This window comes from Peribacillus sp. SRI_006, assembly GCF_057586375.1.
The window spans coordinates 135,050-149,544 of sequence record NZ_JBYCZT010000013.1 but is presented as its reverse complement, the minus strand read 5'-3'; the positions used below and the strand labels follow the sequence as shown (position 1 = coordinate 149,544).

Genomic DNA, 14,495 nt, shown 5'->3' with positions numbered 1-14,495 from the left:
TTTGCTTGGAATCAGGTTACTCGGATTGCTGAAGTAGTTTTAGCAAGATCGGTGATAAAAGCGCAAAACCACAAAATCAATAAAGCGACTACTACACAGGCAGTTTATGTTGAAGACACGCGCATTTAAGAAGTTTGACATGAAGGTGAAGAGCGGAGTAAATATGATAAAGTACCATTTTCATACTTCAATGGAATTGTGAAAAAGTTATTGGACAAGTTATATTTTGATATGGGACTTATTACTTACTAAACAACCACAAAAACTAACATTTTAGGATAATATATGATACTTTAACCATGATATGTTTACATATAAAAAGGAGGGTGAATCTATGAAAAAATTAATTAGTATCGTAACACTTATAGTTTTATACTGGATTGTTTTATTAAAGTATAGCGATAACTTAGAATATGATTCAATATTTTATTTAGCAAGTTCCTTATTCATTTTATCTTTAATTTTTATATGTTTCTTAAAAATTAAAGATAAGATAAATATATTTATTTTAATTGCGCTTTTAAATATCTCAGCAATTTATTTAACTGTTAATTTTCTTATAGGCATAATACTTTTTTTAGCTTTCATCGTGATTTTCTGTTTTTATATTTATTCATATATAAGTAAATAGTAACATGTTAATAGAAAAAATCCGAATATTTATTCCTATTCCCCTGGGTTTATATATGTACATGTACATATATTTAAAAGGAAGGAATGTAGGCGATGAATTTTAAAAAAGGTACTGCATTTTTCATGAGTTTTATAATATTACTTGGTGAAAAGTTCCAGATTTGACAGCTGCTAATACAGCATACGAGTGGATTCAGCAAATTAAAAATAGTTTTGCTGCAAGCGAGGATTTTCGAATCAATCAAGTGGTATATAACGATGGTTAGGATATTACAGATTTAGTTAAGAAGGTTAGAACTAAATTTTGATTTACTATTAAAAAAACAGCCATGTTCATGTGAACCGGCTGTTTTTTTAAATTGGAAAAGCTTCTTATAACGATAATAATTTTTGTTTTTCACTCTGTAATTCTTCTTCAGTAAGATAGCCATGTTCTATAAATTTTCTACTTAAGCAGCACTAATATTTGATTTGGCCCCGTACGTTTCATCACCCTGTAACCATGATCTGCAGCTGTAGCAATCCCTTCATTATTTGGTTTACAATAGCTATTTATTTGGCAGGTTCCGTCATCTCGAACCAATAGTTTTCCAACTAGTCCAACAGGAACCCATTCAGGTCTTTGTAAACGCGGGATATATTCCTGTGAAGAGTCCCATTCAGGGTTTAATATAGGTTCAGTTTTTGTAAAAGAAGGCTGTATTATTCTTCCACCCGCATCTTTTTTTTCCGGTACAACAACCGTATGGTATTGGACTTGTCCCCATTCATCTTTCACGAAGAGTTTGTGCCAGCGCAAGTCACTAGCGTCTGCTATCATTGCGGGAGTCGCACTAATTACCCCAAGGATATAATCATCATTTGCATTCGCTTTTCGTATTTTATCTCCTTCTAAGGTTACAAAATAGCCAAAGTCAATTGAATTTCCGTCCACTGTTTCAAACATTTCAGCGTAATCAGCCTGAGCACCAGCCAATACCATACCATCTAGATAAAGATTGCCTGTCGCCCCTTCGATAACAGCAGAATTTAACGTTGGTCCAACAGCAAGACCATTTGCTAAATGCCAAGAAAAAGGGAAGCGTGTGGTTCCATTTTGACCCATAATGTGAGAACCTATATGTGCAGCAATCGTATTTAGTCCCTCTGAGTGGGAGATGTTTGCTTGTGATTGTGTATTCTGGCCTTCGGCATGAGAAACACTCCCAATGGCAGTTGTATTAAAACCTTCGGAATGTGATGCACTACCACTTGCTATTGTTGCACTTCCTTCGGCATGGGATAAATCTCCGCTCGCAGTTGTAGCAAACCCTTCCGCATGGGATGCATCACCGCTAGCAGTCGTATTAAGCCCTTCCGCATGGGATGCATCACCGCTAGCAGTCGTATTAAGCCCTTCTGCATGGGATGCATCACCACTAGCATCATTAGGAAGGTCACCAAAATTAATTGAACCACCCCCTTCTGCGTGAGCAGATCTTCCACTTGCTGTGTTGCCTAATCCTTCAGAATGGGACGCTTGCCCAATGGCAATTGAACTTTGCCCTTCCGCATGGGAAGCAAAGCCACTGGCTATTGTATTTGTCCCCTCGGCATGAGAAGCAAAGCCACTGGCGGTGGTTACAGATCCTTCCGCATGAGCAGCAGGCCCAGTGGCATTTGTATTTGCCCCCTCGGCATGGGAGCTTATTCCACTAGCAAGAGTACTTTGCCCTTCCGCGTGCGCGTTAACACCGCTGATAGTTGTTTGCGTATTCGATCCTTCTGTGTGCGAATTAGCTCCGGCTGCTGTTGTAGTGTTCCCTTCCGCATGGGAAGCAAAGCCACTTGCTAGTGTCAGTGTTCCTTCAGCATGTGAATTATCCCCATTAGCGTTAGAGAAAGACCCTTCCGCATGGGAAGCACTTCCATTTGCTTGAGTAGCCACTCCTTCGGCATGAGATTGAATTCCACCAGCAAATGTGCTCCTTCCTTCTGCATGAGAAAAATCTCCAAATGCCCGTGGACCTGGGCTTGCATTTATATCAGCAGTTCCTCCTTCCGCATGAGATGCGAATCCACTCGCAGTCGTTCCTACCCCTTCAGCATGAGAACTCTGTCCACTCGCTATGTTAGGAGCCGGATTGCCAAGTGGGTCTATACCACCGCCTTCTACGTGAGAAGCTCTTCCAGTCGCTGTATTTCCTTCCCCTTCTGCATGAGCGTTAACACCGCTTATAGTTGTTAGCGTATTCAATCCTTCTGTGTGCGAATTTTCTCCTACTGCTGTTGTATTGTTCCCTTCAGCATGAGAAGCATCTCCATTGGCAGTTGTACTAATTCCTTCGGCATGGGAAACTATTCCGCTTGCTATTGTAGAGGATCCTTCCGCATGAGCACTATCACCTTGTGCCAAAGTTGTATTGCCTTCGGCATGGGACGCAAATCCACTGGACGTAGTCTGAAATCCTTCGGCATGGGAATCTGTTGCTGTAGCGTTTGCAAGTTGGCCTTCTGCGTGAGAATTAATCCCAATAGCGTTTGTATTGCTACCCTCGGCATGAGAAGCTTCCCCACTTGCGGTTGTACTTTGCCCTTCCGCGTGGGAACGTGGCCCACTGGAGACAGAACCCTCCCCTTCGGCATGGGAAGCCATCCCGCTTGCTGTGGTAGAAGATCCCTCTGCATGTGCTGTATCTGCTGTCGCCGCTGTCCGAAACCCTTCCGCATGGGAGGAGTTTCCCGTGGCTATTGTTTCACTTCCTTCCGCATGGGAAGTATTTGCAATAGCTGTAGTAAGATATCCCTCCGCGTGGGAAGCAACCCCGCTTGCTGTCGTAGAAGATCCCTCTGCGTGGGCCGTATCCGCTGTTGTTTCGGTATCAAACCCTTCCGTGTGTGTAGCATTCCCATTTGCAGTTGTAGTACTTCCTTCCGCATGAGAAGCAGTCCCATTGGCAATTGTATTCACTCCTTCGGCATGGGAGGCTGTCCCATTAGCGGTTGTATTGATTCCTTCCGCTTCCGAACAAGCCCCTATCGGATTTTGGTTACATCCATTGGCCATCATCATTCTCCATTCTTATTAAATTTGTTCATATAAAAATCTTATTATTACGTTATGTATATTTTTAAAAATGGTATAGACAATCTTCACTCAATTAGACAATTTAGGATTCCTGGATAATTGCATTGCTATAATATAATGATCAAAAATGGAGAACAAAATATTACGGAGCTAGTTATGAAGGTTAAAAACCAAACTAAAACAAAAAAACAAGCCCCCCTCACTTTAGAGATGGGCTGTTATTAATCCTTAACTATTACACTATTAATATCACTAAACTGTATATACTCAAAGGAACTTTCTTTCTTTTCGATTCGTAACTCTTTCGTAACAGGATGAATGTACACCAGTATCTATGCAATTTTTTCCTTTTCCCCCTCTTTCTATAAACCGCACATCAATATGGCTACAATTATTGGATATTTTTCCGCCTGCTTATCGAAACAGGAATGCGTAAGGGCGAAGCTGCTGCATTGCAATGGACCGATATTGATCTAAAAGAACAAACCATTTCTATTTCAAAAACTCTAGATTTTACAGCTAAATCCAAACAAGATCTGTTCGGTGATACAAAAACATTTAATTCTAAGCGGGTTATTTCCATTAGCCAGACACTCACTCAAGTACTTCAACATCACCTACGGCATCAAAACCAACACAAACTAGCCTTGAATGATTTATATCACCATGATCTAAATCTAGTTCTTTGCAGGGATGATGGCAGCTTCATGCCAAAGTCTACTTTATTTAATGCATTCAGCCGCATCCTAAAAAAAGCTGAGCTGCCTTCTCTTCCCATCCACTCCTTACGTCATACACATGCAGTACTCCAACTTGAAGCTGGAGCCGATATGAAATATGTTCAGGAAAGATTAGGTCATGGCAGCCTTGCTATTACATCTGATGTTTACACACATATAGGCAAAAAAATTGAAAAGAAAAACATGGACAAGTTTGAGGAATACACCAAGAGAATAATCGATTAAATTTTTTCGCTGAATTTGGTGGGCAAATGGTGGGCAAATATCCACTTCATTTAAATAACTTGGATTTGCCCACCAAATAAAAAACCCCTGACACCAGAGGTGCCAAGGGTTTGAGCTATTAATACATTGACATATATTGTTCGCGTTCCCATGGGTGAACTTGTGTACGGAACATATCCCACTCGATTTCTTTTGCTTCAACGAAGTGTTCAAGTAAATGTTCACCTAATGCTTCTTTGATGACTTCATCAGATTTTAATGTTTCCAATGCAGCATATAAAGTAGCTGGTAGATCAACGATACCTACTTCTTCACGTTCTTCTTTATTCATTACATAGATGTTGCGATCAACTGGAGCTGGAGGAGTCAAGTCGTTCTTGATACCGTCAAGACCAGCTTTTAGCAGAACGGCAAGTGCCAAGTATGGGTTTGCTGCTGGATCGACACTACGTACCTCTACGCGAGTACTTACTCCGCGTGAAGCTGGGATACGGATTAACGGGCTACGGTTTTTAGCAGACCATGCAACATAACAAGGAGCTTCGTAACCAGGAACTAGACGTTTGTATGAGTTAACAGTTGGGTTTGTTACCGCAGTGAAGCTTGGAGCATGCTTAATGATACCCGCGATAAATTGCTCAGCTGTTTTGCTTAATTCCAATTTACCTTCTTTATCATAAAATGCGTTTTCGTTGCCTTTGAATAGAGAAACGTTACAATGCATTCCAGATCCGTTAACACCGAACAATGGTTTTGGCATGAATGTTGCGTGTAAACCATGTTTGCGGGCAATCGTTTTAACAACCAATTTGAATGTTTGGATGTTATCACAAGCTGAAATCGCATCTGCATATTTAAAGTCAATTTCGTGTTGTCCTGGAGCTACTTCATGGTGGGATGCTTCGATTTCAAATCCCATTTCTTCAAGCTCAAGAACGATATCACGACGGCAGTTTTCACCTAGGTCAGTAGGTGCAAGGTCGAAGTATCCGCCTTTATCGTTCAATTCCAGCGTCGGCTCGCCTGCTGCATCCAGTTTGAATAGGAAGAATTCAGGTTCAGGTCCAAGATTGAAATCTGTGAAGCCCATTTCTCTTGCTTCTGCAAGAACACGTTTTAGGTTTGCACGTGGATCTCCATCAAAAGGAGTTCCATCCGTATTGTAAATATCACAGATCAAGCGTGCAACTTTACCTTTTTCGGAAGTCCAAGGGAAGATAACCCATGTATTTAGATCAGGATATAAGTACATATCAGACTCTTCGATACGAACGAAGCCTTCAATGGAAGATCCATCAAACATCATTTTATTATCAAGTGCTTTTTCTAATTGACTGACTGGGATTTCAACGTTTTTAATTGTCCCTAAAATGTCAGTGAATTGTAAACGAATGTACTTAACATTTTCTTCTTTCGCTAAACGAGTGATGTCTTCACGTGTGAACTTTGCCAATTTCTATTCCCCCTAATAATTCATAAATCATATTTTTTATTGGAAAAAACGGGACATATCCCCTTGTCTAAGAGATGTACGATGCTTGCTTCCTTGTAAAAGCTCGGCACGCAGAAGCTTGCGAAGATCCTCGTCACTAAGGTCATGCCTTATTTTTTCCGCTTGTTCTAATTCTTGGGTTTTAGGTAAATTCTGTTCCTTTACAGTGAAAATCTTTTTAATGCCGGCCAGATTGACTCCTTGTTCGATTAAATCTTTAATCTCAAGCAGTCGATCGATGTCATTTAATGAAAAGACCCGACGATTTCCATCTGTTCTCATAGGAGTAATAAGTTGATGCTCTTCGTAATACCGAATTTGGCGTGCAGACAACTCAGTTAACTGCATGACGATTCCGATGGAAAAAAGAGGCATCGAACGCCGAATGTTGTTGCCGCTCATTCTTAGCATCCTCCTTTTGTTTATCTTAAAATAATCTTATATCATGTTATTAAACTTGTCAATATGATGTTACATTTTATGACGTGAATTTCTCAGAAAAATTAAATGATTTGTTACTACACAAATATTATGACTATTATTCTTACTGGAATCCAATTGTATCTGGATTCCATAACAAACCTTATTTAATTTCAATTACAATTGGATCAGCTTTTTGTCCATTAGCGCATTCACAGCAGTCAATACAGCCATTTTAACATGGGCGTATGTCAATCCCCCTTGAACATAAGCAACATATGGAGCCCTTGTCGGACCATCTGCCGTCAGTTCAATGCTGGCCCCCTGTATAAAGGTGCCTGCAGCCATGATTACATCGTCCTCATATCCCGGCATATAGGCAGGATACGGTGTCACATGTGAATTGATTGGTGATGCATATTGGATGGCCTGACAGAAGGCAACCATCTTATCCCGTTCATCAAATTGAACGGATTGAATCAAGTCAGTTCGTTTCGCATCCCATTTTGGGGATGTATTCATACCGAGCTTTTCTAAAAAGGCAGCTGTGAACATGGCTCCTTTAACAGCTTGGCCCACGACATGCGGTGCTAGGAAGAATCCTTGGTACATTTCCTGCAGACTATAAAGCGAAGCACCTGCTTCAGCCCCTATTCCTGGTGATGTTAACCGATAAGAGCAAGCTTCAACCAGGTCCTTTTTACCAACAATGTATCCACCGGTTTTCACTATCCCGCCGCCAGGATTTTTAATGAGTGAACCAGCCATTAAATCCGCTCCGACATGACATGGTTCTTGTGTCTCAACAAACTCTCCATAACAATTATCCACGAACACGACGATTTCCGGGTTAATGCCTTTAACGAAGGCAATCATTTCCTTTATTTCATCGATCGTAAAGGAAGGACGTGTAGCATACCCTTTTGATCTTTGTATACCGATCATCTTCGTATTCGGTTGAATGGCATGTTTGACGGCTTCGAAATCAACGGTTCCAGTTTCCGCCAACGGAACGGCCTTATAGCTGATCTGAAAATCACGTAAAGATCCAATACCCGTCCCCCGGATACCGACGATTTCTTCCAAAGTATCATACGGCTTTCCTGTTATGTATAACAATTCATCCCCTGGGCGCAAAATGCCGAAAAGAGCGGTGGAGATGGCGTGTGTGCCTGATATAATTTGGGGGCGCACCAATCCAGCTTCCGCTCCAAAAACATCTGCGTATATCAATTCCAGCGTATCGCGGCCCATATCATCGTATCCATACCCAGTAGTCGGGATGAAGTGGGAATCACTCACTTTATGTGCTTGATAACTTTGTAATACGCGAAATTGATTTTCTTCGATTCGTTCGTCCACTTGCTTATGTAATGGAGAAATCATCGCTTCCACTTCCTGGGCAATGTTTTTCAACACTTCTCCATTTGTTAACTGCTGATACATCAAAATTCCCCTTTATAATGAATATTTCTCCAGCTGCCCGGTTATTGGATGATCAGCTAGACAAAAACCTTTGCATTCATATCTTTCCGATTCTTCATTAAAGGAGAGAGTGCGCAATATGGTTTCATTTTTCAGCTGTGATAATAGTTTACCCTCACTCGATGGCAGGAAAACATGATACGGGATCATTTCTTCAATCACGTACTTTTCAATTTCTTCCATGATTTCATTCAGATCCGATTGTTCATAGGCACTGATCATTAAAGAAGCGCGACTGGCTGATCTCACAAAATCAGCGTGAACCTTATCTTTCTTATTATACAACGTTAGCTGTGGAATGGAAGGGACATCTAAGTCATTTAGCAAATCCTGCACCGTTTTCTGATGATTAAAGTAATCGGTACTTGAGGAATCGACCACATGTAACAGCAGATCCGCTTCTTTCACCTCTTCCAAGGTAGAGCGGAATGCGGCAATTAAAGATGTCGGCAAATCTTGTATGAATCCAACCGTATCCGTCAGAAGCACGGTAAATCCGCTAGGAAGAATCGCCTTTCGTGTCATGGGATCCAGCGTAGCGAATAATTGGTTCTCTTCATATGAATCCGCCTCCGTCAAACGGTTGAACAGCGTTGATTTACCTGCATTCGTGTATCCCACTAGTGCTATTTGAAAGGTCTTATTACGTTTCCTTCTATCACGATAGCGTTCACGATGCTTCACTATTCCACTTAATTGCTGCTTGATTTCATCTATTTTTCCACGGATGTGGCGGCGGTCGCTTTCCAGCTTCGTCTCCCCTGGTCCCCTTGTGCCGATTCCGCCTCCTAGCCTGGACATTGCCGTCCCCTGTCCAACCAAACGCGGCAATAAATATTGGAGCTGAGCAAGTTCAACCTGCAGCTTCCCTTCCCTGGATCGAGCCCGCTGAGCAAATATATCCAATATTAGCTGTGTCCGGTCTATGACCCTTGCCTCCAATTGTTTCGAAAGGTTCCGAATCTGGCTCGGGGATAATTCATCATTAAAGATAAATAAATCCGGCTCCAGCTCCTCTTCCAAATTCCGGAGTTCTTCCACTTTTCCTTTTCCTATATATGTAGCCGGATCGACGCTTTCCCTTTTCTGGGAGATGGTCATTAAAACCTCAGCATTCGCCGTCTTCGCCAAAGAAGACAGTTCATCGAGTGAATATTCAAAATGTTCACTTGTCTCAGTTGTTTGACACCCAATCAAGACAGCCGTTTCCTTTATTGCTTCTTCCAAATCACACGCACCACCTTCTGGTAAATTTAACTTAATCATAACAAAAAAATTGAATATATAAAAATTTCCTCAAAACGAAGCTTTTAACCGTTTTAAAAATTACGATACCGTGCTAAAATCAAATTTGGCTTTACCATCAAAATCGAAAAGACATAGAGGGACATTCATATGACATGGGAAGTATTAAGCTTCATAGGTACGATTGCATTCGCTATAAGCGGAACCATCATCGCCATGGAAGAAGAGTATGATATTTTAGGAGTTTATATTTTAGGAATCGTAACCGCCTTTGGCGGCGGGGCAATCCGCAATCTGTTGATCGGCGTCCCCGTTTCAGCTTTATGGGATCAAAGTTTCTATTTTGTCATCGCTTTAGTATCCATCACCATCGTTTTTGTTTTTCCTACAAACCTATCAAAGCACTGGGACAGATGGGGAAATCTCAGTGATGCCATTGGCCTCTCAGCCTTTGCCATCCAAGGGGCGATGTATGCCGTGGAACTTAATCATCCAATAAGCGCCATCATAGTATCAGCTGCATTAACCGGATGCGGCGGCGGGATACTCCGTGACGTGCTGGCCGGAAGAAAGCCATTGGTCTTCAGAAAAGAAATCTACGCAGTATGGGCCATCATTGCAGGCTTGGCTTTAGGCAGTGGTGTATTATCCCAATCATGGCAGCTTTATTCGCTCTTTGCCGTCATCACAATATTGCGAGTCCTTTCTTACACCAATAATTGGCATCTTCCTAATAAAAAATGGGTGCCTAAAACATAAATTTGAAAAGCCCGCCATCCTGGTGGGCTTTTCCATGTCATTCTTTCTCTTCATCCTCGAAAATCAAATCTTGGCTGGTAAGCGTCAATAAATCGGATTTTTCAAATGAATCTTCCAGTAAAAGCCGCATCGCCTGCGCCCTAATTGACTTTTCTATTATATTGCGGATATAACGACCGTTAGAGAATGAAATAGGTCCCCGGAAAGAACGTAATATGATTAAATGTTCCCTTAATTTCCTTTCGGCATCCCGATTCATAAGATACTCCTTTTCCTGCAGCATCCGATCGGCTATTTCCATTAACTGTTCAATCGTATAATCCGGAAAATCAATAACAAGCGGGAACCTCGAATGAAGGCCAGGATTAAGACTTAGGAAATATTCCATTTCCCTCGAATATCCAGCAAGGATCAAAATGAATTCATGCTGCCGATCCTCCATATGCTTGACAAGGGTATCTATGGCTTCTTTTCCAAAATCCTTTTCGCCGCCTCTTCCCAAGGAATAGGCTTCATCAATAAATAAGATTCCGCCAATGGCCTTCTTAATCAAATCCCTGGTTTTTTGGGCAGTATGGCCAATGTATTCCCCGACTAAATCTGCCCTCTCCGCTTCAATTAAATGCCCTTTCGAAAGTACATTCATTTTTTGAAACAACTTCCCGATTAAACGTGCTACCGTTGTTTTCCCTGTTCCCGGATTCCCTTTAAACATCATATGCAGCGCTTGCCGGCCAGTCTTCAGCCCCTTTGCCTCACGTTGTTTATTGATGTAAATCCAGGCATATATCTCTTTTATCATCCGTTTCATTTCTTCCATTCCAACCAGCGATTTCAGTTCATCTTCAATCTCTTTCAATGCCACATGCTGGTGGGGGATTTCCTGCACCAAAATTTCTTTTATCGGCAGATCCTTTTGTAGCGCTTTTCTGTTTTCCGCATTAAACACAATATTGATTTGCCCGTTATTTTTCATACGGATCGGTTGTTCCATTTCATTCACCTCTCCATCTTGGACCCTGACTCTAACACCACAATTTTTTATGATGGCATGGCAAATGCTGCATAGCCAAAATTACCCCATCGGAAAATCCGTTTATTCCTTTCGTGATTAAGCCCCATTCCCTTCTTGAAAAGCGACTTATTCTGACAGGATTTTTTCATTGGAGGATTTATTACGACAAATCCCATTCCCATTCACCAATATATTAGGGGTAATGTCATTTCCTGCGGTTTCCCGGAAAATAATCCGTCCCTTGATATATATTCAAATAAGGTACGTAAAATTATCGATTCTTTGAAAAAGGACAGAGAAGGGCATGCAAAAAAAAAACAGGTCGCTATAAGCTAAACCTGTTTTTTACATTCATATATATGATTATTCCTTCACTTCGTAATCGATCTGAACATTACGTTGTGGAGCAAATGTAGAAATCGCATGTTTATAGACTAATTGCTGCTTGCCCTCCGATTCAAATAAAACGGTAAAATTATCGAACCCTTTCACTTGTCCTCTAATCTGAAACCCGTTTAATAAAAATACCGTCACATACGTACCATCTTTACGTAATTGATTAAGAAACTGATCTTGAATATTTACTGATTGTTTCATGTATTAGTCCTCCTCTTTTCTCTCTAAATTTATGTATTCGCCTTCACTGAAAAGCTTTCCTGCTATAAATCCAGATATTTCATGTATTTTTTTTGGAAAATCCTCGAGATCGGTCATATCAAACCAAATTACATCCATTTTATTCCGGAACCAGGTCAATTGCCTTTTTGCGTATCGACGGGAGTTTTGCTTTAATGTCTCAACGGCTTCATCCAATGAAGCCCTTCCATCAAAATAATCATAGATTTCTTTATAGCCTATAGCCTGGATCGATTGGCAATCCCTCAAACCTTTTTCATGAAATGACTCCACCTCTTGAATCAGCCCATCTTCTACCATAACATCAACACGTTGATCGATGCGTTGATATAACTTTTCACGTTCCATTGTCAATCCAATGATGCACGTATCATATTTGAATTCTGTAGGCTGTTCATTCAGCTGCTCACTCATCGTTTTACCAGTACAATGATAAATCTCAAGTGCCCTGATCACCCTTCTTACATTATTAGGATGAATCCGATTCGCGCTTTCCGGGTCAATGCTGCGTAATTGTTCAAAAACAGGATCGATTCCTGACTCCCTTACCTGTTTTTCAAGTCCCTCCCTATAAACAGGGTCGGATGGCGCCTCCGAAAATTGATAATCATAGATGACTGATTGTATGTATAATCCTGTTCCACCGACGATAATGGGAAGTTTACCTCTGCTTTGGATATCCTCGATACAAGCATTGGCTCGCTCCTGGAACTCTGCCGCACTAAATGGTTCATCAGGTTCTTTAATATCAAGTAAATAATGAGGGATTCCTTCTGTTTCTTCCCTCTTGATTTTTGCAGTACCAATATCCATCCCCTTATAAACCTGCATGGAGTCTCCGCTAATAATTTCACCATTAAATAACTTTGCCATCTCAATGCTCATCTTTGTCTTCCCAACAGCAGTCGGTCCAATGATAACGAGAAGTTTTCCTTTTTGTTGTTTCACAATCTCACTGCCTTAAATGATTTTTTCCCTATCTTATCATAATCTCGTTGAGAGCAGCTAAACATCTACCCATTATGTCCAATTGAGGCACTTTTATTCAATTTTTCACCTGCAATAATCATCATCTTTATATAAAAAAGGTATGATCCCTTTCAGGGTCATACCTTCTTATCAAATGTGTTTCCTTTGGATCAATTCAGCCCATTTTTCCATTTACGGGAATGATCATCGTAACGGTCGTTTCTTTTTCAGAGGATTGTACATGAATCTCTCCATCATATCTGTTCACTAAGTCTTTGACGATGAACAATCCTTGTCCGCGAACTTTGCCCTTTTGTGCCTTTTTGGTTGAAAAACCGCTGGCGAATATATTCTCCAGATCTAATTCCGAAATCATTGGTCCGGTGTTCGTGACCAAAAACGTATACTTTTCATCATCAGCTTTGCAGGCAATATCCATTCGGCGTTCTTGCTCTGGCAATTCAATTGTTGCCTCAATAGCATTGTCGATAACATTTGATAATAATTTTATCAAATCGATTGTTTTGATCCGATTGAAGGATTTGGGTGAAACATCAATTTCGATATCGATATTATAATTCTGGGCCGAGAGCCTTTTGGTCTCCAACAGGACAGATAAGCCCGGATGAATCACATCCAATTTCATCGATTCAATTGAATGCACTTCTTTTGAAAGCCCTGTTAAGTATTCGAGTGCTTTTGCGTTCTCTTCTAATTTAAGCAGTCCATGTATCACCTGAATATGATTGGAAAAATCATGCCTTAATGAGCGGACTGAAGCAAATAGAGATTGAAATTCCGATTGATATGTATCTTCCGTATCCCCCACTTCACGTGTCAGTTCCTTTTGATACCATTTTTGAATGACAAAAAAGGTAACCAGCAGCATGATGACAAATCCACCATTATAAACAAGAATGGCAATGCTGCTTTTCAATACCTTGCCGTTAATGGCATTAATATCTTCCGCGCTCACATCAATGCCCAAAAAACCAATAATGTCGCCATCTTGATTTTTCATTGGCACACCCACAGTCAAATACTCACCATATTCCGGATCTTCTAGAATCCCGGTAATGAAGCTTTTGCCTTCATACCCCTGTTTGACCTGCTCCGGCGGAACAGTACATGCACCACCGATAGGAAAATCCCCTTTATGATCTTTAGAAAACCCAGTAATCATGCACTTGGATACTGTGGGATTATCAATCAGGATGGTATAAACATATAATGCTCCTATTTTTTCACGGGCATCCTCTAAGTAAGCTTTTATATCCAAATAATCCTGGCTCTTTACTTGGTTATTGAGAAATCGCTGATATGCCTCCATATCCATCGAGTCGGCTATAGATCTGGCAGCTACCAAGTTTTGATTGGCAACGGATTTTTGCACAGAATTTTTAATGCTTAAATATGTTGAAAACATATTTAGAAGAATGAAAACAATCAATAAAAGTATGGTCAAATAAAGAAGTGCCCTTAACTTTTTATTTTTCATAGGATTAAACTTACCTCATCTCTAGCAGCTAAAAGTTAACGAACCTATTCTGAGTTTACTATATTAAGGGATAAAGAAATAGGGAAAAATCTAATATTCTCTATAATCCCAGGCATATAATACTATAATAAATCAAGTAATTGACAGACTACCCACTATTTTTTTGATCATATGACCTTTTATGTTTTAATATAAACCACGTCTATTATTAATACTTTCCAATAAATCATTTTATCCCCAAAAGTAATTATTTTAGTATAATTATGTATGTGAAAATGGTAAAAATAAATGCTGTGGGGTTCGATATTCTC

The 14,495-nt window shown here is 40.4% G+C and carries 11 protein-coding genes and 2 pseudogenes; 4 read left to right on the top strand and 9 right to left on the bottom strand.

Annotated features, from left to right (window positions below):
* Positions 1-121: 121 nt before the first annotated feature.
* Together AC2YHV_RS19665 and AC2YHV_RS19660 are read left to right on the top strand one after the other, a co-directional pair.
* Positions 122-252: pseudogene (locus tag AC2YHV_RS19665) on the top strand (helix-turn-helix domain-containing protein); the annotation flags it as partial.
* Positions 253-334: 82 nt separating this feature from the next.
* Positions 335-631 carry a hypothetical protein gene (locus AC2YHV_RS19660; protein WP_487373881.1) on the top strand — a complete coding sequence of 99 codons (297 nt, stop codon included), beginning with the start codon at positions 335-337 and terminating at the stop codon, positions 629-631.
* Between the two features lie 447 nt (positions 632-1,078).
* Here AC2YHV_RS19660 and AC2YHV_RS19655 read toward each other — a convergent pair whose 3' ends face one another.
* Entirely contained in the window at positions 1,079-3,679 is a 2,601-nt protein-coding gene (locus tag AC2YHV_RS19655; protein ID WP_487373880.1) for a peptidase G2 autoproteolytic cleavage domain-containing protein, read from the bottom strand.
* A 392-nt stretch (positions 3,680-4,071) separates the two neighbouring features.
* Between AC2YHV_RS19655 and AC2YHV_RS19650 the strand changes: the two are divergent.
* A pseudogene (locus AC2YHV_RS19650) lies at positions 4,072-4,665 on the top strand (site-specific integrase); the annotation flags it as partial.
* A 118-nt stretch (positions 4,666-4,783) separates the two neighbouring features.
* On the opposite strand, the gene glnA reads toward AC2YHV_RS19650, so the two are convergent.
* The 4 genes from glnA to hflX form a co-directional block, all read right to left on the bottom strand.
* Positions 4,784-6,118: a type I glutamate--ammonia ligase gene (gene glnA / locus AC2YHV_RS19645; RefSeq protein ID WP_034313424.1), complete on the bottom strand. Its 1,335-nt coding sequence runs from the start codon at positions 6,116-6,118 to the stop codon at positions 4,784-4,786.
* A gap of 36 nt (positions 6,119-6,154) precedes the next feature.
* A complete protein-coding gene (locus AC2YHV_RS19640) occupies positions 6,155-6,559 on the bottom strand; it encodes a MerR family transcriptional regulator (protein ID WP_034313425.1) in 405 nt (134 codons plus the stop codon).
* 195 nt (positions 6,560-6,754) lie between these two features.
* Entirely contained in the window at positions 6,755-8,023 is a 1,269-nt protein-coding gene (locus AC2YHV_RS19635) for a methionine gamma-lyase family protein (RefSeq protein WP_098184609.1), read from the bottom strand.
* A 12-nt stretch (positions 8,024-8,035) separates the two neighbouring features.
* The gene (gene hflX / locus AC2YHV_RS19630; RefSeq protein ID WP_057276372.1) at positions 8,036-9,289 is read right to left on the bottom strand and encodes a GTPase HflX; all 1,254 of its coding nucleotides are present in this window, start codon (positions 9,287-9,289) and stop codon (positions 8,036-8,038) included.
* Between the two features lie 168 nt (positions 9,290-9,457).
* Here hflX and AC2YHV_RS19625 point away from each other — a divergent pair, with 168 nt between their 5' ends.
* Entirely contained in the window at positions 9,458-10,066 is a 609-nt protein-coding gene (locus AC2YHV_RS19625) for a trimeric intracellular cation channel family protein (RefSeq protein WP_034313431.1), read from the top strand.
* 37 nt (positions 10,067-10,103) lie between these two features.
* Here the strand turns inward: AC2YHV_RS19625 and spoVK are convergent, their stop codons facing one another.
* From spoVK to AC2YHV_RS19605, 4 genes are all read right to left on the bottom strand, one after another.
* On the bottom strand, positions 10,104-11,060 hold the full coding sequence (gene spoVK / locus AC2YHV_RS19620; protein WP_034313433.1) for a stage V sporulation protein K: 957 nt from the start codon (positions 11,058-11,060) through the stop codon (positions 10,104-10,106).
* A 384-nt stretch (positions 11,061-11,444) separates the two neighbouring features.
* Positions 11,445-11,678, bottom strand: coding sequence for an RNA chaperone Hfq (gene hfq, locus AC2YHV_RS19615; protein ID WP_034313436.1), 234 nt, complete (start codon positions 11,676-11,678; stop codon positions 11,445-11,447).
* Positions 11,679-11,681: 3 nt separating this feature from the next.
* Positions 11,682-12,602, bottom strand: a complete 921-nt coding sequence (gene miaA, locus AC2YHV_RS19610) for a tRNA (adenosine(37)-N6)-dimethylallyltransferase MiaA (RefSeq protein WP_213016768.1) — start codon at positions 12,600-12,602, stop codon at positions 11,682-11,684.
* A gap of 259 nt (positions 12,603-12,861) precedes the next feature.
* Positions 12,862-14,184, bottom strand: a complete 1,323-nt coding sequence (locus tag AC2YHV_RS19605; protein WP_487373879.1) for a sensor histidine kinase — start codon at positions 14,182-14,184, stop codon at positions 12,862-12,864.
* Between the last annotated feature and the right edge of the window lie 311 nt (positions 14,185-14,495).

Bases quoted from the DNA above. Each gene is read 5' to 3' on its own strand.
- AC2YHV_RS19625 (WP_034313431.1), top strand. From the start codon at position 9,458: ATGACATGGGAAGTATTAAGCTTCATAGGTACGATTGCATTCGCTATA.
- AC2YHV_RS19655 (WP_487373880.1), bottom strand. From the start codon at position 3,679: ATGGCCAATGGATGTAACCAAAATCCGATAGGGGCTTGTTCGGAAGCG.
- miaA (WP_213016768.1), bottom strand. From the start codon at position 12,602: ATGAGCATTGAGATGGCAAAGTTATTTAATGGTGAAATTATTAGCGGA.
- hfq (WP_034313436.1), bottom strand. From the start codon at position 11,678: ATGAAACAATCAGTAAATATTCAAGATCAGTTTCTTAATCAATTACGT.
- AC2YHV_RS19605 (WP_487373879.1), bottom strand. From the start codon at position 14,184: ATGAAAAATAAAAAGTTAAGGGCACTTCTTTATTTGACCATACTTTTA.
- AC2YHV_RS19640 (WP_034313425.1), bottom strand. From the start codon at position 6,559: ATGAGCGGCAACAACATTCGGCGTTCGATGCCTCTTTTTTCCATCGGA.
- AC2YHV_RS19660 (WP_487373881.1), top strand. From the start codon at position 335: ATGAAAAAATTAATTAGTATCGTAACACTTATAGTTTTATACTGGATT.
- spoVK (WP_034313433.1), bottom strand. From the start codon at position 11,060: ATGGAACAACCGATCCGTATGAAAAATAACGGGCAAATCAATATTGTG.
- AC2YHV_RS19635 (WP_098184609.1), bottom strand. From the start codon at position 8,023: ATGTATCAGCAGTTAACAAATGGAGAAGTGTTGAAAAACATTGCCCAG.